This is a genomic window from Paraburkholderia sp. MM5496-R1, assembly GCF_050436205.1.
Classification (GTDB): Bacteria; Pseudomonadota; Gammaproteobacteria; order Burkholderiales; family Burkholderiaceae; genus Paraburkholderia; species Paraburkholderia tuberum.
In genome coordinates this window covers 1,873,488-1,892,993 of the sequence record NZ_JBNDLT010000003.1, presented here as the reverse complement: position 1 = coordinate 1,892,993, position 19,506 = coordinate 1,873,488, and the positions used below count along the sequence as shown (strand labels likewise).

The 19,506-nt window shown below is 62.2% G+C and carries 14 protein-coding genes and 1 pseudogene; 6 read left to right on the top strand and 9 right to left on the bottom strand.

What is annotated here, in order from left to right; translation table 11 throughout:
- Positions 1-914: 914 nt before the first annotated feature.
- The 4 genes and pseudogenes from OKW38_RS34935 to OKW38_RS34920 all read right to left on the bottom strand — a co-directional run.
- Positions 915-1,553, bottom strand: a pseudogene (locus OKW38_RS34935) (molybdopterin-dependent oxidoreductase); the annotation flags it as partial.
- Between the two features lie 314 nt (positions 1,554-1,867).
- Complete coding sequence (locus tag OKW38_RS34930; protein ID WP_429365172.1) at positions 1,868-3,331, bottom strand: efflux transporter outer membrane subunit; 1,464 nt, start codon at positions 3,329-3,331, stop codon at positions 1,868-1,870.
- A 2-nt stretch (positions 3,332-3,333) separates the two neighbouring features.
- The gene (locus tag OKW38_RS34925) at positions 3,334-6,507 is read right to left on the bottom strand and encodes an efflux RND transporter permease subunit (protein ID WP_429365171.1); all 3,174 of its coding nucleotides are present in this window, start codon (positions 6,505-6,507) and stop codon (positions 3,334-3,336) included.
- Positions 6,504-7,589, bottom strand: a complete 1,086-nt coding sequence (locus OKW38_RS34920) for an efflux RND transporter periplasmic adaptor subunit (RefSeq protein ID WP_187620071.1) — start codon at positions 7,587-7,589, stop codon at positions 6,504-6,506. Before OKW38_RS34920 ends, OKW38_RS34925 begins: the two co-directional genes overlap by 4 nt.
- A gap of 25 nt (positions 7,590-7,614) precedes the next feature.
- Here OKW38_RS34920 and OKW38_RS34915 point away from each other — a divergent pair, with 25 nt between their 5' ends.
- On the top strand, positions 7,615-7,866 hold the full coding sequence (locus OKW38_RS34915) for a hypothetical protein (RefSeq protein WP_143037265.1): 252 nt from the start codon (positions 7,615-7,617) through the stop codon (positions 7,864-7,866).
- Positions 7,867-7,910: 44 nt separating this feature from the next.
- On the opposite strand, the gene OKW38_RS34910 is transcribed toward OKW38_RS34915, so the two are convergent.
- The 4 genes from OKW38_RS34910 to OKW38_RS34895 form a co-directional block, all read right to left on the bottom strand.
- Positions 7,911-9,275 carry a lyase family protein gene (locus OKW38_RS34910; RefSeq protein WP_429365170.1) on the bottom strand — a complete coding sequence of 455 codons (1,365 nt, stop codon included), beginning with the start codon at positions 9,273-9,275 and terminating at the stop codon, positions 7,911-7,913.
- A 383-nt stretch (positions 9,276-9,658) separates the two neighbouring features.
- Positions 9,659-9,982: a hypothetical protein gene (locus OKW38_RS34905; protein ID WP_429365169.1), complete on the bottom strand. Its 324-nt coding sequence runs from the start codon at positions 9,980-9,982 to the stop codon at positions 9,659-9,661.
- 689 nt (positions 9,983-10,671) lie between these two features.
- Complete coding sequence (locus OKW38_RS34900; protein WP_090809414.1) at positions 10,672-11,031, bottom strand: hypothetical protein; 360 nt, start codon at positions 11,029-11,031, stop codon at positions 10,672-10,674.
- Between the two features lie 17 nt (positions 11,032-11,048).
- Positions 11,049-11,474 carry a hypothetical protein gene (locus OKW38_RS34895; RefSeq protein WP_090810464.1) on the bottom strand — a complete coding sequence of 142 codons (426 nt, stop codon included), beginning with the start codon at positions 11,472-11,474 and terminating at the stop codon, positions 11,049-11,051.
- Positions 11,475-11,940: 466 nt separating this feature from the next.
- On the opposite strand from OKW38_RS34895, the gene OKW38_RS34890 reads away from it, so the two are divergent.
- Positions 11,941-12,222, top strand: coding sequence for an ATP-binding protein (locus OKW38_RS34890; RefSeq protein ID WP_429365168.1), 282 nt, complete (start codon positions 11,941-11,943; stop codon positions 12,220-12,222).
- A 451-nt stretch (positions 12,223-12,673) separates the two neighbouring features.
- Positions 12,674-13,345 (top strand): response regulator transcription factor, encoded by a 672-nt coding sequence (locus OKW38_RS34885; protein ID WP_429334207.1) that lies wholly within the window; start codon positions 12,674-12,676, stop codon positions 13,343-13,345.
- Positions 13,346-13,405: 60 nt separating this feature from the next.
- On the opposite strand, the gene OKW38_RS34880 is transcribed toward OKW38_RS34885, so the two are convergent.
- Complete coding sequence (locus OKW38_RS34880; RefSeq protein WP_429334208.1) at positions 13,406-13,846, bottom strand: response regulator transcription factor; 441 nt, start codon at positions 13,844-13,846, stop codon at positions 13,406-13,408.
- Positions 13,847-14,512: 666 nt separating this feature from the next.
- Here OKW38_RS34880 and OKW38_RS34875 point away from each other — a divergent pair.
- The 3 genes from OKW38_RS34875 to OKW38_RS34865 all read left to right on the top strand — a co-directional run bounded on the left by OKW38_RS34875 (position 14,513) and on the right by OKW38_RS34865 (position 18,987).
- On the top strand, positions 14,513-14,989 hold the full coding sequence (locus OKW38_RS34875; protein ID WP_429334209.1) for a hypothetical protein: 477 nt from the start codon (positions 14,513-14,515) through the stop codon (positions 14,987-14,989).
- Positions 14,990-15,706: 717 nt separating this feature from the next.
- Positions 15,707-16,858: a substrate-binding domain-containing protein gene (locus tag OKW38_RS34870; protein ID WP_429334210.1), complete on the top strand. Its 1,152-nt coding sequence runs from the start codon at positions 15,707-15,709 to the stop codon at positions 16,856-16,858.
- A complete protein-coding gene (locus OKW38_RS34865; protein ID WP_429365167.1) occupies positions 16,855-18,987 on the top strand; it encodes an ATP-binding protein in 2,133 nt (710 codons plus the stop codon). Before OKW38_RS34870 ends, OKW38_RS34865 begins: the two co-directional genes overlap by 4 nt.
- Positions 18,988-19,506: the final 519 nt, after the last annotated feature.

The window sequence follows — 19,506 nt, the reverse complement described above, 5'->3', positions numbered from 1 at the left end:
CCGCCCGAAGTCTTCCGTTGAACCGATCAACACCGCTTGACAAACATGGATAAGCAAATCGGCGAATGGCAACTCAGGGGTTCAGTAGCTGCCGCAGATGGGGTGCCGGGTTCAATGGGTCGGAAGTACCCATTCGGCTCTCTGGAGAAGCGGTCATTGGCAGGCTCCAGCCTGACTTCGGCGCCGAAGAGGCGTGGCCGGCAGGAAGCCTTGCACCGTGAGGGTACGGACGCCGCGCGTCAAGACGGGCTGCAGACCACCGCGGTCAGCAACAACGGAATCACCGTGCGAACGGTAGCGTTGCTGCCAGCATCGCGCACGCGCGATTCGACCGCGTCGCTGGGAGCGGACAGCACAGCGCCGTACAGCGGGCCCGCGAACGCATTGCCGCGGCCCTTCTTGAACGTCCCGTCGTCCTGCTCGTACCCAAGCACGGCGTAGACACGAAAGCCGAAGGCCGTTATGTCGCTGCCTTGCGTTGGCCGAAACGCGTTGACCGAATTCGCCTCAACGTGCATCGGATTCGGGTCGATGTACTGGTTGTTGATGAGCTGCCCGATAAACGCGTGTGGACTCGCCCTGCAGTCGAATTGCCCATCAAGCGCGTACGCGTGCGCCGCGACTGGGCGGAAGCCTGCGCCTGACACCAGCAGTATGACGAGTACTTTTAGAAGACGGATTGCCATGGTGAACTTGCCAGAACCGCGGGGTCGACCGGCAAAACACGAGCCAGCCTGTAGTCTCGTAGATTTTCGCCGTCCGCGTGTGCGTGTTATGAGCGAACGATGCAGTTGGGATAGGAGTCGGCTGCAGCGGCTCGGCTCCGACCATGCCTGGCGAATGGCCGTTGTTCGCATGCGTACGCCGCCGTGATTGGCCTCGCACGAGCGTCTGAGGTTATGTGCCATCCCTGACATGCAGCGCGCCGATTGCGCTCCGGTGGCGCCGCGGCCCGCGCCGCCGAATCCCGCGCCGGTCATTCCGACCGCGAGATGGACCTTCTTTTTTCCCCATCGGCGCGCAAGCGCACGGACGTCCTTGGCGGGCACGCCGGTTTCGCCCTCCTGCCACTCGGGCGTCTTGGGAACGCCGTCGGTTTCGCCCAGAAGATAGGCCCTCCACTCGTCGAACCCGGTCGTGCGGGTGGCGATGTAATCCTCGTCGTACAAGCCCTCCATGACCCATACGTACATGATGGCGGTGGCGAGAGCAGCATCGGTTTGCGGTCGGACCGGAATCCAGCGCCCGCCCAGCAACTGCGCGGTAGGGTTGCAGTGTGGGTCGATATGAACGAACTCTATGCCGAGGTCCTTGGCCCACAGGCGCCGCGGCGTGCCCTCGAATCCCGCGTAGGCCCCGTTGGTACTTTCGGGATCGCAGGACCAGAACACGATCATGTCGGCTTCCTTCAGGCAATCCTCGACGCCACCATTGCCGGATGGCACGCCGACGCGCATCGAGTTAACGAAATGCTGCATGGCGCCCCAGTACCAGCCTTCCCAGCTATCCGGATTGGCCGCGACCCGGGTGAAGCCGATCAACCGCGCAAGGGTCACAGCGCAGATCCAGTCAAGCGGCAGCCCGGTGCCATGCATCCCTTTCAGGCTCGCACCGCAGCGCGAACAACTGGCAACCTGCCCTTTCAGACGCGAAGGTTTGCGAAATAGCAGATCGCATTCCTGGCAGGCAATCAGTTTCTGACGCTCCATACGGACCGACCAGGATGAATTTTCTGGTGTCATTCGACGCGGCTGAAATGCCGGCTCATTTATGTTGTGGGTGCCTAACTAGCGCCTGGCACCACAGCTACTCTCGATGGATGGCGACCCGGTCAAGGGCCGCTCATCCCGAACTCATCGAGGGACGATCATTCTCTTGACGCGGCTACCGGCTGCCCGGCCGGCAGTTCGCCCATCGACTGGAACAGCGCCGCAGTATCGCTCATACGCTGGCTTGCTGCGCGAATCGAGCTGAGCTGTGCACTTAGAAACCGCTGCTCACTGGCATACTGTGCCGTAGAAGGCAGGGAGCCCATGCGATGGCGCGACGCCGTATCATCGAATGCCGCCCTCGCGGCCTCCGCCGCCGCTTCCGTCGACGCGAGTGTCTGTGCGTCGTTTTCCAGTGCGGCAAGCGAATCCGCGACATTCTGGAACGCCGACAGAACGGTGGACTTGTAGTTCAGCACGGCCGCATCGTAAGCGTCGATCGACGCCTTGCGGTGCGCGAGCAGCGCGCCGCCATGGAAAATCGGTTGCGTCAGGCTCGCACCAATGGCCCAGAGTCCGCCCGCGCCTGAGAGCACCGCCGGCCAGCTAAAGCCGCCGCGGCCCATCGAGCCCGTCAGTGACAGGCTCGGAAAGAGCTGCGCGGTCGCAGCGCCGACATCGGCGGCTGCGGCCTTCAGGGCGGCGTCGGCTGCCTGTACGTCGGGGCGCGAACGCAGCAGGACCGACGGCACCTCGACAGGCACGTGTTCGGGCAACACCAGGCTGTCGAGATCGGGAACGGCCGGGGCGTTGTCCGGCGTGCGGCCCATCAGCACCGCGAGCGCATGGAGGGCTGTGGCGCGCTGCTGGCGTAATGCAGGAAGACTCGCCGCAGCCGTAGCCGCATCCTGCGTCGATGCGAGCGCCTGCGCACGGGAAACTGACCCGAGTGCGTACCGCTGCTGGTCCTCGTTCGCGACCGTCCTGGCCACGGCGACGAGCCGTTCGGTGAGCGCGATCTGGCGATCGAGTGCCGCCACGCTGATCGTCGTACCGACGATGTTTGCCGCGAGCGCGCGCCGCGCCGCCTCCAGTTGATACGCCTGCACGTCGACGCGAGCGGCGCTGGCCGCGTTCGCCGAACGCGTCGCACCGAACAGGTCAAAGGTGTAGGACGCGAGAACCTGTCCGGCAAAAAAGTTATAGCGAACCTCGCTGGGGCCAATGCCGGGCACAAGCGGTGTACGCCCGCGATCGACTTGTGCGGCAGCATCGATTGAAGGCAGCGTCGATGCGCCGACCTGGGCGCGCAGTTCCTGCTGCGCGGCTGCGAGCGTCCGCTGCGCAGCCCCGAGCGTGGGGCTGTTGCGCAAGCCTTCCTCGACCAGTGCACTCAGCGCGTCCGACCGGTAAAGCTGCCACCATTGCGGAACGCCCACTGCGCCGATATCGAACTGCTGCGCCACGCCGCCCGCTGCGACGGTCTTCGCCGGCTGTGCCTCGGCACCGTAGTGCGCAGGCGAAGGCATCGCCGGGGGCGCGCCGCTGGGACCGAACGAGCAGGCCGTCAATGCGAGTGCCGCTGTCACGGCAAGAACGGATGTTCTATACACGAGGCTCATGCTCAAATCTCCGTATGCTCGTCCACGACCGGTTGCATTCCGCGCTCGTCGTGCCGGACCCTGAAGCACGCCGCGTACAGCGCGGGCAGGAAGAACACGGTCAGTACTGTGGCGATCGTGATACCGCCCATCAGTGCGGTCGCCATCGGACCGAAGAAGCCCGAGCGCAGCAGCGGAATCAGCGCGAGGACGGCGGCGGCCGCCGTCAGCATGATCGGCCTGAAACGCCTTATGGTTGCGCCGATAATCGCGTCGAAGCGCGCATGCCCTGCCGCGATATCCTGATCGATCTGGTCGACCAGAATCACGGAGTTGCGCATGATGATGCCGAACATCGCAATCACGCCCAGCAGCGCGACGAAGCCGAAAGGCTTGCCGAACAGCAGCAGCGCGGCCACGACGCCAATCAGGCCGAGCGGCGCGGTCAGCACGACGATGAAGGTCCGCGCGAAGTTCTTGAGCTGGATCATCAGCAACAGCAGCACGGCGATGATCATCAACGGCATTTCGGCATTGATCGACGTCTGGCCTTTCACGCTTTCTTCGACCGCGCCGCCCACCTGAATGCGATAGCCGACCGGCAGCCTGGCGGTTTCCGCCGCGAGCGCACGTTCGATGTCGTGGGTCACGTCCATCCCCTGCGCGTCGCCGCGCACGTCCGCCTGCACCGTGATGGTCGGCTGACGGTCGCGTTGCCAGATGACGCCGTACTCTTGCGTATCGCGCACGTGTCCGAGCGAACCGAGCGGCACCGGGCCGTGGGGCGTCGGAATCGCGAGGCTCATAAGCTGCGCCGGATTGACACGTTCGCTCTTTGGCGCACGCAGATCGACGTTGATCAGCTTGTCGCGCTCGCGGTACTGCGTCACCGTGTAGCCCGATAGCGTCATCGCGAGGAAGTTCGACACGTCCTCCGAGGTGACACCAAGCTGGCGCGCGCGGTTCTGATCGATCTCGAACGAGATCGAGCGCTCCGCCGGCTCGTCCCAGTTGAACTGGACGTTGCGCGTGCGGGGATCGGCGCGGACCTTGTCCGACACTTCTTGAGCAAGCGATCGCACGGTCGCGATATCGTCGCCGCTCACGCGGAACTGGATCGGGAACCCGACAGGCGGACCATTCTCGAGCCGGGAGACACGCGTGCGCATGCCGGAGAAGTCCTTCTCGAGCATGCCGTCGAGCCAACGCATCAGTTCCTCGCGCTTCTCAACGCTTTTAGCCGCAATCACGAACTGCGCGAAATTCGGCTGTTGAAGCTGCTGGTCGAGCGTCAGGTAAAAACGCGGCGCGCCGGTGCCGACGAAGTCGACGAAGTGGTCGATCCCGGCTTTGCCGTCGAGCACCTTTTCAAGGCGCTTCGCTTCACGCAGCGTCGCTTCGAACGAGGCGCCTTCCGGCAACCGCAGATCGACCAGCAGTTCCGGCCGTTCCGAGTTCGGGAAGAACTGCTGCGGCACGCGCGTGAAGGCCAGCATGGAAATCGCGAAAAGCACGACGGTGACGCCGAGCACGACCCATCGACGCTCGACGCACCACGCAACCCATCCCGACAGGTGCCGGTAGAAGCCGGTGTTGCCGATTTCATGCGGATCATGGTGTGCACCGCCGGGTTGAGGCTTGCGTTCCGGCAGCAGGTGATAACCCAGCAACGGCACCAGCACGACGGCCGCGAACCACGAAACGATCAGCGCGATGGCCGACACTTCGAAGATCGAACGCGTGTATTCGCCCGTGCTCGATTTGGCGAGCGCAATCGGCAGAAAGCCGCATACGGTGACGAGCGTGCCCGTCAGCATCGGGAATGCCGTGCTGGTATACGCGAACGCTGCCGAGCGCGCCCGGCTCCAGCCTTGCTCCAGCTTCACCGCCATCATTTCGACGGCGATGATCGCGTCGTCGACGAGCAGACCCAGCGCGAGCACGAGTGTGCCGAGCGAGACCTTGTCCAGGCCGATATTGAAGATGTGCATGCACAGCGCGGTTGCCGCCAGCACGATCGGAATCGTGATCACGACGACCATGCCGGTGCGCAGACCGAGCGAGACGAGGCTCACGACCAGCACGATCGCCACCGCTTCGCCAACCGATTTCACGAACTCATCCACCGATTGCTTGACCGCGTGCGGCATGCTCAAAACCGGAGCGAGTTTCAGACCCGCCGGCAGCGTGGCCTGCAGTTCGGCGGCTTTTGCATCGAGCGCCTTGCCGAGGTCGATCACGTCGCCGCCCTTTTGCATCGTCACGCCGATGCCGAGCACCGCCTGGCCGCCGACGCGCATCTGGGTCACCGGTGGATCGTCATAACCGCGTGTGATCTTCGCGATGTCGCCCAGCCGGAACGTGCGCTTGTTGATGGTGATCATCATGTCCGCGAGTGCCTGCACGTCCTTGAACGCGCCGCTCGGACGCACGAACACGCGGTCGTCCGCGGTCGTGATGGTGCCGACGGGCGCCACGGCATTCTGTGCGTCGATCGCCTGAGCGAGCTGTTGCGGCGTGATCGAAAGCCGCGTGAGCTGCGCATTCGATATCTCGACGAAGATGTGCTGATCGGGGTCGCCAAAATAGTCGACCTTCGCCACACCGGGTATGCGCAGCAGGACTGTGCGCAGCTTGTCAGCGTAGTCGTGCAGTTGCGCCGGCGAAAAGCCGTCGCCTTCAAGCGCATAGATGTTGGTGTAGACGTCGCCGAATTCATCGTTGAAAAACGGGCCGACGGTGCCCTTCGGCAGCGTCGCGGCAATGTCGCCGACCTTCTTGCGCACCTGATACCAGGTTTCCGGCACTTCCTTGACGGGCGCGGAGTCCTTCATGGCGAAGAAGATCATCGACTCGCCGGGGCGCGAGTAGCTCTTGATGTAGTCGATATACGGCGCCGCTTGCAGCTGGCGGCCGATCCGGTCCGTGATCTGTTCCTGCACCTCGCGCGCAGTCGCACCAGGCCAGTAGGTCTTGATCACCATCGTCCGGAAGGTGAACGGCGGATCTTCCGACTGCGCGAGTTGCGTATAACCGATCACGCCGAAAAGCGTGGCGAGCCCGATCAGAAAGATCACGAGCTGCTGATGACGTAGCGCCCAGGCGGAAAGATTGAAGCCGCCTTCGCCAGATTTGTCTGCCCCGGAAGACGGGACGGGCGCGCTGTTGCCTGCGGATTCACTGTCGCGCGCCCTCATGACGGGAAGTCCTCGGGATGAAGCGGGGGCACCACCTGCACATGCTGGCCCGCGCTCACGGCGTGTGCGCCCTGGAGCATGACGCGGTCGCCGTCGCGTAGGCCCGATCTGATCGAGACGGTGCGCTCGTCATATCGCTGGATAGTGACCGGGCGCAGTTCGAGTGTGTCGCTGCCGGCGCGCACCACCCAGACAGCGGGGTGCTCACCCTCGTGAAAGAGCGCCGTCACAGGCAGCGTAAAAATCTGCCCCACGGGCGCGTCGCCGACGACATCGAACCCCACAATCGCCGTCATGCCGAGGCGCACGTCGCGGCTCGGGGCGGCCAGCGTCAGCTTGACGCGCCAGGTGCGGCTTTCTCGATCGGCAGCAGCCGATACCTCGCGCACGCGCGCCTCGAAGGTCTTGCCGGGTAGCGCCGGCAGCGTTACGCGCGCCATGCTGCCGACTGTCAGCGAGCTCAGCGTGCGCTCGGGCGCGTCGCAGACGATGTCTACGTCGCCCGTCCAGTCGAGGTGATAGATCGATTGGGTTCCCTGAACGTTCTGGCCCGTGTCGGCGTCCTCCGAGGCAATCACGCCGTCGTGGTCCGCTGTCAGCGTCGCATAGCGCAGATTGTCCGAGGCGAGCGCCATCTGGGCGAGCGCCGAGTCGCGCTGGGCGAGCGCGGAGGCGTAGGCGTCCTGCGTCTGTTCAAGTTGCGCCGGCGCGATCAGGTTCGCCTGCGCCTGCGCCTGATCGCGGTCGAGCTGCTGCTTCGCGTAGACAAGTCGATGTTCGGCGGCATCGAGCTGGGCTCGTGCGTTGGCCAGGTTATTGCGCAGGTCGGTCGGGTCGAGCAGTGCAACAACCTGTCCCGCCTTGACGGCATCGCCGAGATGAACCCGCCGTTCGATGATTTTGCCGCCCACCCGGAACGAAAGCACCGTCGAGTAGCGCGCCTGCACCTGAGCCGGCAGCGACGCACCTACCGCGCGCCCGTCGGCGTGAACGGCCAGAGCGACCACGGGCTTCGGCTCAGGAGCGGCGGCTTCGCGCGACTGGCATGCCGACAGCAGGATTGCGCTGCAAGCCGCGACCATCACGTGCGTCCGCTTGGGCGATCGTATGAACGAAGATAAGAAGATACGTGCAATTTCAGGCGCGACAGGAACGGAATGTTTCACGATGTTCACAAGGCAGAGGATTGATCCAGGTAAAAAATTTCCCGATGCTGTAGACCCGCCATGCAATGAAGCACGGTTCGCCGTCAGCATGGGCGCGCAAACAATCTCTATCAGTACGTTGGATTCCTACATATCGCCATGGCATGCCGGCGACATGCGCCCTGCCGATGGGACGCGCGCACTCAGTGTCTGATTCGCGCGGTTACATGCATACTTGCCTCACGGGTCTTTTGCTCTCTACGCCGGCATCGACAAAACTACCGATAAATCGCCTGCGCCAGCGCGCAGGGCCCGGTCGAGTTCCTCCTCGGCTATCAGCTGCCGGTGCAGCACCGCCTCTCTTAGCATGCCGCATCTGGAATGCGCACCGGGTATGCGAGCACTCTTGCCGCCAATATAGGGATTTGCCGCAGTCGCCATCGCGCGACGACACTCGGGCATCTCCCGGATCTGTTCGGAATTGGCCGCGATCTCCCTGATGCAATGCTCGGCCAGCGTCTTGCATGGATGCACCTGAACCGATTCAGCCGCGAACGTGACCGCGACGTCGCTCGCCAAAATCCGGAGTGCCATCTGACGGACGACATCGGAAATCACCGCGTTCGGTCTGCCAGGCGTGACAAAGGAGTCGGTCCGCATCCACGCGAGATCGATTTCGGGCACGTCGAATAGTGCCCGGATGGATATCAGATGGAGGTCACTGCACGCGTTCGAAAGCTCGACGGCGATGTCGGTCAAAATGCCGGAAATCCGCAAATACGCGGCACACTCTTGGGTTCTTTCAATCGGAGTTGACGCCATAGGCAAACCGAGCGCGGTCATTGCGTTTACCGCATCAACCGCTTCGACTTCAACCGCTTCAACTTCATATCCGGAATGGGCCGTAGCGCCCGCGTCAATCGTCGCGCGAAGATAGATTTCACGAAGCTGCGCGGATGACGCTCGCAACCTGACCATCTGTTCGTCCAGCATAAGCGCATGCGTCAAAAACTTGAAACCCAGCGTGGTGTGAACTGCATCGTATAACTGCGTGGTTCGGTCGAGTTGCAGCAAATCGCGGAATTCCTCCGCCTTTCTGACGAAGGCGGACCGCAACGCATCGCACCCGTCACATAGGTGTTCAATCGCAACGCAGATCGAGATCCTAAGTGCGGTCGAATAGACATTGCCGCCTCCGGGACACATGCGCGCACCTGGATCCAGATGAACATAGTCGCCGCGCGGACGACCCAGAAGTTCAAGAGCGCGGTTGCATATCACCTCGTTGGCGTTCATGTCGTTCTCAGTGTCAGCGCGGCCCTGAGTCACATCGACGAAGCACTGGTCACACAAGCGTCCTTTCTGCGCCTCCACGCAAGAGGCGACGATTGCGTCACCAAGTGGGGGTTCGAGTCGATGCAACTCGGCATTCACTTCTGCGACAGCCTGCTTGACTGCCGCCAGCGCATTCCGCAGGTCTGGGTATGCGCCTACCGGCGTCCCCGATATGGGACAGTTCTCGACGGCGCCAGGCGTGTGAATGCCATATCGCGCTTCCTCGGGTATTTCCCGCTTGCCCAGCGAATCGTATTCGACCCGGAAACCTGGTCTGCCGATCTCCATATTCACTCCTTCCAAGGACGAGTGCTTGCATGAGACACGCAATAGCCAATAGCGGCCGCTCTGCTTATCAAAGGCAGAGCTGGTTCGGACGGGGTTCGTCGGTATGCGTTCCGGTCCAACGAGGCGAGAAGCTATATTCGCGGCAGGCATTGGTGCCTGGATAGAGCCAGTTACGCAAAATGTTTGACATGTCACTTCCTTAGCAGCCGTTGGTGAGACCACGATCTCGTGAAGCCGGTGTATAGCCGCATGTTGATTTCCGGCGACCAATGCGGGTAATTTCTGACGGCTAATCGGAGTGCACCGACTCGGCGCAGAAACGGGCCGAGGAAATACCCCGGTTTCGCTGTCGATGACTATCGCGAAGCCAAGGCGCGCGGACGCTAAAACGCCATTGGGGTCGATGGGGCAACCGCAAAAAAGGCTCGCCGCGCACAGGAAAGAGAAAACTTTAGCGGCACGGCGGGCGCCGAGTAGCGCGGCAATGCCTGGGCCAACAACACCGGTCTTGTCGACACCGCCGAGGTGAACGCAGCGTCACCGATGTTCAACAGGAAGTCAGATACTGTCTGGATGAGCGTTCGCCAGAAGACGACATGCGTCGCAGCGGTGACAGCGAATCCGGTATTTCGCCGTTTGACGTCCCGACGCCAAGGATGTGCTTGCGCAAACTGTAATGCCTTCACTCGTGCTCGTTCGTCAAACATGGATTACTTCTCCAGGAGGGTGTGACGGGATCTCCATTATCAGTATGCGTATCGAGGTCTGGCTCGCACGCTACCGTGCATCCGAGCCGCGCGAATGCCACTGGACCATCACGTTTCGGACGCCGCCGGATGAATCAGACTCCGTCGATCGCCCCTGTGCAAAGGCGCTGTCCACATTTCCCACGATAGACGCTAGCGACCCAGGAAGATATCGTACCGTCGGTTATCGCGCTTCTACCTGCCCGTCTAAAGCCTATACGGCGGTATAGCGCAGGCGGCGACAGGGATAAGACCAATCCGCTCAGGTGTAGGGTCCAATACCGTCGTTCAGCAGCGTGCGGAAAGCCGGCGTGTACCCATGCGTGTTGTTCCGGTGGCCGCGATAAAGCGATTCGATTTTTTCGCCATCTCATCGCTCGTGCCTGCACCGCAGCAGCTATCCTTTTACCGAGATATCGGTGACGAGCCAAACGTTTGTCGCGTCCGTCGAGGTATCAACATATACCGTGACCAATGCATTGGAGCGAAGCGGCCGCGACTGCCTCCTGGAAGTGCGCGACGACGGTCGTGGCGAAAACGGACGTCGGTTTTCCTCGCAAACGACGGAATCTGGTCGCGACGCACGCTTCACTATCCTGTGGCTAATCAATCAGCATGCCACCGGCCGCTACGACTCGCGAACCCTCGCATCAGACGAACCCGTACCGCTTACCGAGAGCGGCGAGAAGATCCGGCCACTGATCGACGCTGGCGCCGTCGTGAATCTCCTCAAGTTCGCACAGCAGATCGACAATGCCCGGATCGTAGGCATTGACGTTGGATGCATACAGCGCCTGCAGCAGCTTGCCGTCCCGGGCGTGTCGATAGTACGAAATGCCGATCCCTTCGATGTCCGGGTGATAGAACTCGTCGCTAACGAGCGATCCGACTGCGCACTCGCGGTCGTTGTCGCCGCGCAGCCGGCATGAGCCGTTCTCGTCCTCCGAGACGGCCCCCTGGTTAAGCAGATGAGCGCTGACGCGCTCGTAGATCTCTCTTGCGCACTGCATCACGACACCTGCGACCCTCAAGCAGCGGCTTTCAGAAACGTGGCCGACAGGGCAAATTGTCGAGCAATTGATGCCAGCCGCTCACTCCATTCCCATGTGCCAAATACATCGTGGACGTTCTGCAGACAACTAAGCAATTCGACAGTCACCGGATCGGACACATCGATGCGCGAGCGAAGCAGCGCGCGCTTGAGCGCCGCGACACCGATATCCATATAAGCCGGCACGTCCTTTGGCGGTTTTGCGACGTAGCGGATGGGCACGCCTTCCATTGCCGTCATATAGTCGCGCGGCTTAATGAAGCTGCCGACCGGACAGCTACCGCAGTAGCCTCGATAGGCGCCGCCGCCGCGAGGCAGGAGGGAGGCTCGCGCCTGGCCGAATAAATGCTCTACAGCGTGGTCGAAAATCTCCTGACGTGTCAGGAAGCTCCGGCTTTTCATGTCCACCTCTTTGCGTCTTTCGCATCGGTCAGTCGTTGACAACGGGCAGCCTGCGCTCCAGGTATCAAACGTCGCCGCCGGTGCAAAGGGGCTGCTGCGAATACAAGCGACGCGAAGTTTTGACGGAACCTCGATTTGGCTCGAAGCCGCCTGCGCTAGTCAGACCGGAGGCCGTTGTAGGCGCAAAGCGCGGCTGCATCGGGCATGGGTTTACGGTACAGCCGCGACCGAAATTGGGCTATCACACGGAAGGAAGGAACGCCTCTACGTTGGGATGCACCGGCACAATGCTCAGTGTTGCGTGAACATACGGGCGTATAGGCTCTGCCTCCGAGCTTTCGATAACGATTGCGTACGCGACGCGAGTGGGCGACTGTGGGGCCGTAGCCGCATGCTGCTCGAGCAGCTCTTCCGGGTCACCGCGCCAAAGCGGGGGCTCTACGCCGCGATATGGTGAGCGTGATCGTTGCCCGCGAGCGCCGGATACCATCGCTCGAAGCATGAGACACCGGCGTGGGGCTGCGCGACCGAGAGCTGGAACACCTTTTTTGAATCGTTTTATACGACGAAAGCGGGAGGCAAGGGCATGGGCCTTGCCATTTGCAGGTCCATTGCCGAGACTCATGGCGAGCGCATCGACGCAGGCGCCGAACAAGCCTGGCAGTGCGGTGTTTCGCTTCGCCATCGCTGTCGAACGGCACGATTGTCCGCGTGCAGCAACTCAGCGCGCCTAAGACCGCAGGTTTAAAGCCCGCGGCGGCAGGGGCGGTTTGCGGCTGCGTTTGTGCTGCCGGGGCATGCAGCGGCCAACAGCAGCTGTTTTCCGGTATCTCCTGCTCTTGTGCTGCCCCCGCGTCAAGCGGGGCCGGGTGGCTGCGCTTGCCAAGGCGCGCAGAGGTAAATCTGCAGCACGCCTCTGGCATCGACGACATAGTAAGCTCCGAACAGAGGGTGTATCCCTCGCCCCATGCCGCGGTTCATGTTCTAGCCGCTTCGTGCGACGCATTGCAGACGTAGATGCAAGGGTAGCGGGCCGCTTGGGCGGCGGCAAACCTCCATTCGGACATTTACCTACTCCCGTTTTACCGTGTCATACTTGAAACGCGTCTTACGGGCGCAAAAAGGCGCGGATGCGTCTCTGTCAAGCGGGCGAAATGTTTCATCTGTCCGCCGCATTGTGGCGTGTTGAGGACTCGTTTATGGCTACCGATCGGCATGTACCGTCGTCCACGGGTGGAATCCGCGGCTCGACAGTCTTCGTCGTCGACGACGAAGAGTCCATCCGCCTCGCGCTGTGCGATCTACTGGAGTCCGTCGGGTATTCCGTCGAGACGTTCTGTTCCGTGCAGGAATTCGTGACGTTTCGCAAACCCGCCGGCCCGAGCTGTCTCATCCTCGATGTCAGGCTCAAAGGCGAAAGCGGTCTGGCGTTCCAGCAGGCGATGGAACGCGAGGGACTGCAAATGCCGGTTCTCTTCATGACGGGACACGGCGACATGGAAATGTCGGTGCGAGCAATGAGAGCTGGTGCATTCCATTTTTTCCCGAAGCCGTTTCGTGACCAGGATATGCTCGACGCGGTTTCCGAGGCAATTTCGAAAGACTCGCAACGCCTCGAAAAGGAACACAGCCTCGCGGCTGTACGCGCCGCGTATGCCTCGCTGACGCCGCGCGAACGCGAGATCCTGGCGCTGGTGGTCAGCGGAATGCTCAACAAGCAGATCGCCGCCCAACTCAACCTGAGCGAAATCACGGTGAAAATCCATCGCGGCCAGTTGATGAAAAAAATGGACGCGCGCTCACTCCCGGATCTCGTCTTCAAGGCCGCCGCACTCGAAATTGGGCGGCAACAAACAAAGCCGCGCCCTTAGGCTCGCGCCAGCCGCCATTGACGGAAAGAGGTCCGAAAACGCTGTTTTGAGCGCCCCTGCCTAAATCCCGACGTTGCCGAGTGCTCGTTTCAGGAGCGCCGCGTCCACGGGCTTGTCGAGCAGCGTGATGGCTGTGCTGGACTGCACCTGCGCTCGCAGCGCGTCGCTGGGAAACGCGCTCACGAAGATCGTCGGCGGCGCGGCGCCCAGTGCGACAAGACGGTCAAGCAACTCCAGTCCTGACATGCCGGGCATGCGGACGTCGGAAAGCAGGACTCCGTTTTCGGTGCGACGGTGCGACGCCCGCGCCGCCAGATAGTCCGCAGGCAGCGAGTAAGTTTCGGTCGAATAGCCAAGCGATTGCACCAGGCTTTCGAGCGCCAGGCGGGATGATTCGTCGTCGTCGACAATCCAGACGATCCCGGAAACGGAAGCCCGCGGCTGTCGTTGCGAGGGGCTTCGGGAGGACATAAGGTCGCTTGCCAATGATTGCTTATTCAATCTAGACCCCGGAGCGTCGACTTGTCCATCATACCGACGTATGTCTGACTATCCCTTCCGGAATGATGAGACGCAGTGCGTCGGCCCCCGCATCGAGACTTGCCGGGCGCGCCCTCGCCCAGGGTTTCATCGTACGAGCGCCGTCCAAGGAACCTTGAGTACACCTCTCGTGGCTAATCTGACCGCCGCGGTGCTGCCTCGGAATGTTGCCCCCGAACCTCTTCTGACTGTCCCCATATCTTTTCCTTACGGTTGCTAGAGTCTTCTGCAGAGCGAGACGCGCAGGCCGGCAAGTTCCATTACCGATTATCGCGACTGAACTGCTCCACGGCGGCCCGCGTCGACGTTGTCTTCAAACGCAAAAACCTACGCTTCGGATCTTTCAGACCGACGGTAAGCCGAGCCATACCGACGTATGAGCTCGACAAACAACGGTGGGCGAAAGTCCAAACGCTCGCAGAATGGATTCGATACTACCCGGCCGTCTATCTTGGCAATCATAGGCGGTGCTGCTGACAAGTCGACTCCCTTTAAAGGCACGACAGGTCCCGCCCCCGCCTATCGGTGAGCGTTGACCTGCAAGTCGTTCTGTGCGTCGACAGGCTCAGATGCGTTACGTGTTGGAGACACACGTTTTCGTCTCGGCATGCCCGTCAAAGGTTAAGCATGTTTAGCAAACGCACAGGTCATCGCTGTTTTCCGCGGGCGGAAACAAAGGCGTCCAACGGCAACAGCATCGGCCGACCGGCCGGGCTCGCAGTCACCATTTCGGCGCTTGCTGTCTGCTGGTGGGAATTGATCAAGATAACTTTGGACTTCGCATTGACCGACAGCGACGCGGCACTCGGCGCGACAGTAGGCACAAGACTGATCGTGGTGGTGTCTGGACTCGCGGTCGTAGGCGACGTCCCCTTCGCGCGGCCCGTTTTCTGTTTTCTGTGCGCGATGAGCGTGCTTGCAGTTGGTCCGGCCATCCCGCTTGAGCTCACAGACTCGCTCCTGGTACCAGCCGTCTCGTTCATCGACTGCGTAACGAAAACATTGTTTCTCGCTTGCGCGTTCTCCTCGTCTGGCAGGAATGGTCGTGACAAGCGCAACCATAGTCACGTTTTTGAAGTAGCCGTACTGCCGCCACGCGACTGACGCGCCGACAACGCTTTTTCCCCAACCTTCATTTTGAGGTGACTTTCATGTCCCACTGTTTGCATAACTGGATCTACGTCGGCGCAAACGCTTACGACGAATACACCTATGTCCCATGGCTTAAGCGGAACGTCTACCGGAGAACCGTCGACCTTTGCAGAGTTTGCATCCAATAGTAGTCGATACATTTCTATCCGACTTCCCTCATTTCACCGGTAGCACTCGACGTCAAGCGGCCTTTCTGAGGTCCGAGTGCTCGTCTTGTTCAGTTTGCGCAGGAGTGTTTACTCGCCTCTGGAGGTCTTCGCACGCATGCTCGAAGCCGCTTCACTGCCTCCGCCTGCGTTTCATTAACCCCGTTGCGCTTCACCCTTGAAACCGCCCAGGGTTATCCCCCTTCATCGCCGGCCTGCGATAAGCATCATCGATGCGTCACGTGTGGCAGACTTGTCTACATGATTGGCGGCCTTTGCGCCGGACAGCGCCAGCGACTCGGCTATCCCGGCATCGGCAGATGGTCCGCGGTCGCCAATGCACTGCACAAGTGGTGATACGCCACCGCGGGGGCTCCTTGCGGCGACCCGCAAGTCCGCTGCCCCAGCGCGACGATGACTCGCGGCGGCCTGGGCTGTATCTTGTTTGGATGGCACTCCGAGCGGCATTTGGGTACGTCTTCAATTGGGTCGATCGACCCCGGGCGGACCGTTAGGGAGCAGCATGAGGGCGTTGATTCTGGCATGCGTATGCATGCCGTCGGTTATCGCGGCGCAGGGTTTGTTGACTCCCCCCGTGTCCACCGCCTCTTCCGCCTCGGTCACCGCGATTGTCGCCGCCGCGAGTAACCACCTGGCCGAAGCGAAGCGTGTGGTCGATGCGGCGGCGCAACCCGCTGCACCCTGGAACGGGCCGCGCAACGGGCCGCGCGCGCAACCCGGGAAACGCGTCGCCATCGTCGCCGAGGATTTGCGCAACGGCGGCATCGTCGGCGTAGTCGACGGTGTGCTGGAGGCGGCCAAGGTCATCGGCTGGAGCGTAAAGATATTCGACTCCGGCGGCACGCCGGACCTGCGGCTGAAGATGCTTGCGAATGCGCTGGCAAGTGGTCCAGACGGCCTGATCATCGTCGGTGGCGACGCACGCGCCCTGCTGCCAGGGCTACGGCCGTTTGCCGAGCGGAGCATTCCGATCGTCGGCTGGCATGTCGCGGCCCGAGCCGGACCGGTGCCTGGCACGCCCGTGGCGATGAACGTGACGACGGATCCGCTCGAGGTCGCGCGCGTGACCGCGCTGGCGGCCATCGTGCAGTCCGGCGGGCATGCGGGAGTCATCATCTTCACCGATTCCAATTTCCGAATTGCGCAAGGCAAGGCGGATGAAATGGCTGCCGTCGTGCGCGCGTGCAGCGGCTGCACCTTGCTCGATGTGCGCGACGTGCCGATCTCGCGCAGCCAGGAACTGATGCCGGGCGCGACACGCGCCTTGCTCGCGCGATATGGCAAGCGCTGGACATATGCGCTGGCCGTCAACGACATCTACTTCGACTACGCCGCCCCGGTGCTGACCCAGGCCGGAATGCCGAACGCCGCCATGGCCATGCTGTCGGCTGGCGACGGCAGCGAGTCCGCCTTCCTGCGTATCCGGACGGGCACGTTCCAGACCGGCACCGTGGCCGAACCCCTGAATCTGCACGGCTGGCAGTTGGTCGACGAGATGAACCGGCTCTTTGCCGGCGGAGACGTCACGGGTTACGTGTTTCCGGTGCATCTCGTGACGGCGGACAACATCGCCGCGGACGGTGGTGATCGTCTGATTTACGACCCCGCCAACGGCTACCGCGATATTTATCGCCGCGTCTGGCAACGCCCATGAAACTACCGCGCCCCCAGTCGCTCACCGCTCAGTTTGCGCTCGTCGCTTCGTGCCTGGCCGCCCTGGTGGTCGCGGTCGGTGTCACGACCATTTACTCGTTGGCCGGTTCGGCCCACGCGATCCGCCAGTTGGCCGAAGAGCGGTTGGCGCGCCAGGAAGATGCACAGGACCTGGCGCAGCGCACGCTGATGATCGAACGCCTGGCATTGCAGTTGTCCAGTGACGATACGGTGGACGCTGTGCGCGAGACGCATCGGCATGTCATCGAACAGCTGGCATCCTTTGACCGCCTGGTAGACCGTCTGGCATCCGCGGCGAGTGACGCCGTCACCGTCGATGCGCTGGCGCTGCATCGGTCCAGCCAGCGCTTCCGCAACACAGTCAACATCGAGGCGCAGGTGCGCGAAACCGCGCTGCGCGCCGCAGCCGCGCCGGCGTCCTCGTCGCGGCCCGGCGCGTCATTGGCCAGCCTGGACGACGATCTGCGCCGCCAGGCCGACGCCTTGGCGGCCGCGGCGCGCCAGCAGTCGGATTATTTCACGCGCGCCTACCGCAAAGCGGTCCAGTCTTTGGCCGAAGACTCGGACCGCACGCGCAGGTGGGTCATCGGCGAAGTTGCGGTGAGCCTGCTGCTTGCCTGGCTGATCGCCCGCGCATTCCTCGGTCGCCACGTCGTGGCACGGCTGCGCCGAGTCAGCCACTTCCTGCGGCACGGTGACGTCGACAGCGTGCAAGCCGGCGTCCCCGTTCACGGCGGCGACGAGATTGCCGATATGGCGCGCGCCGTCGAGCAGTTCCTCGAAGACCGGCGCCAGCGCAGGCAGGCCGAGGATGCGCTGAAGGAACTCAACGCCGAACTCGAGGCACGTGTCACGCAGCGCACGGCCGAACTCACCACGGCGCTTGCGGGCCGGACGGCCGAGATCGCCGAACGACAGCGCGCCGAAGAGGCAGCGCAAGCGAGCGAACATTTCCTGGACAGCATCATCGAAAACATCCCGGATGTAGTCTTCGTCAAGGATGCAGTGACCCTGCAGTTCGTGCGCTTTAACAAGGCAGGAGAGCAACTGCTCGGCTACCGGCGCGAGGAACTCATCGGCAAATCCGTCCATGACCTGTTTCCGGTTCAGGAGGCCGATTTCTTTGCGCTGAAGGATCGTGCCGTGCTGGAGTCGCGGCGGATGGTCGAGGTGCCGGAGGAACGGGTTCTAACGCGTCATGGGCCGCGCCTTGTACACACGATGAAGATCCCGATCTTCGATGCGCGCGGCGAGCCGCAGTTCCTGCTCGGCATCTCACGCGACATCACGGAGCAAAAGCGCGCGGAAGCCGAGCTACGGGAGAGCGAGCGGCGCTACCGCGAAGTTCAGACGGCGCTGGCGCACGCGAATCGCGTGACGACGATGGAGCACCTCGCGGCCTCGATCAGCCATGAAATCAAGCAGCCGGTCGCGGCGACCGTCGCCAATGCTCAGGCCGGGCTGCTTTGGTTAGGTGCCAATCCGCCGGTTCTCGAGCAAGCCCGGCAAGCGTTCGATCGAATCATCAAGGACGCGAAGCGCGCCAGCGAGGTCACGAACCGGGTTCACGGTCTCGTCCGGAACGTCCCGCCGTTCAAGCAAAGCCTGCAGATGAACGAGGTGATCCATGAGGTCATTGCCCTCACGTCCAGTGAGGTTGCGAAAAGCGGCGTATCCACGCGGATGCAGCTTGCGGAGGACTTGCCGCCCGTTGAAGGCGATCGCGTCGAACTCCAACAGGTCATGCTGAACCTCATCATCAACGCCGTGGAGGCGATGAGCGTCGTTGAGGACGGCCGGCGGGAAATGATCATCAGCACCGCCAACGACAATTCGGGCCACGTCCTCGTTTCCGTGCGCGATTCGGGACCCGGGTTCGCGGTCGACAACGTGGAGCATCTCTTTGAGCCGTTTTACACGACGAAGGCTGGCGGCATGGGGATGGGGCTCTCGATTTGTCGTTCGATTATAGAAGCGCACGGAGGACGTCTGTCGGCGAGCTCGAACGAGCCCCGCGGCGCCGTGTTTCAGTTCACCCTGGCCGTGTCGCCATGCCCGTCCGGTGTCACGACGGGTGCAGACGTTCGTTCACGCGGTGCCATCGACTGAAATGGGTGTGCGCCGTGAAAAAGCGGCGCTTTCTAGCGGGCGCAAGCGCCGCCCGACAACCGCTCCCGCCGGAAGCAAACGGCGCAGCTATGGAGACAACGAAGTCCTTCGCGACCATCACCCACAGCATGCGGGCATGCTTGTTGGCAATGGCGATCAGCGTTTTGTGATAGCCGTTGCGTTCATGGAGCTGCCTGATCCACCGTTGCCGGCTAGAAGCTGATCTCGTGCATATGAACCGGGTCAGTATGTTGGGAGAGCTGCCCGCCTCCCTGTCTCACGAGCTAAAACAGCCCATTGCCGTGATAGTCACCTCTGCCAGTTCCTGCTTGGGGTGGCTCCAGCGGGATGAGCCCAATGTGGAAAGGACGTGCGAGAACATCGCAAGGATCATCAAGGACATGGGATTAACGATCTGCCGTTCGATTGTGGAGTCGCACGCAGGACGGCTGGAAGCCGCTCCAAACGATCCGCGCGGTGCCATCTTCCGCTTTTCGTTGCCGGCTGAGCGCGTGGGTG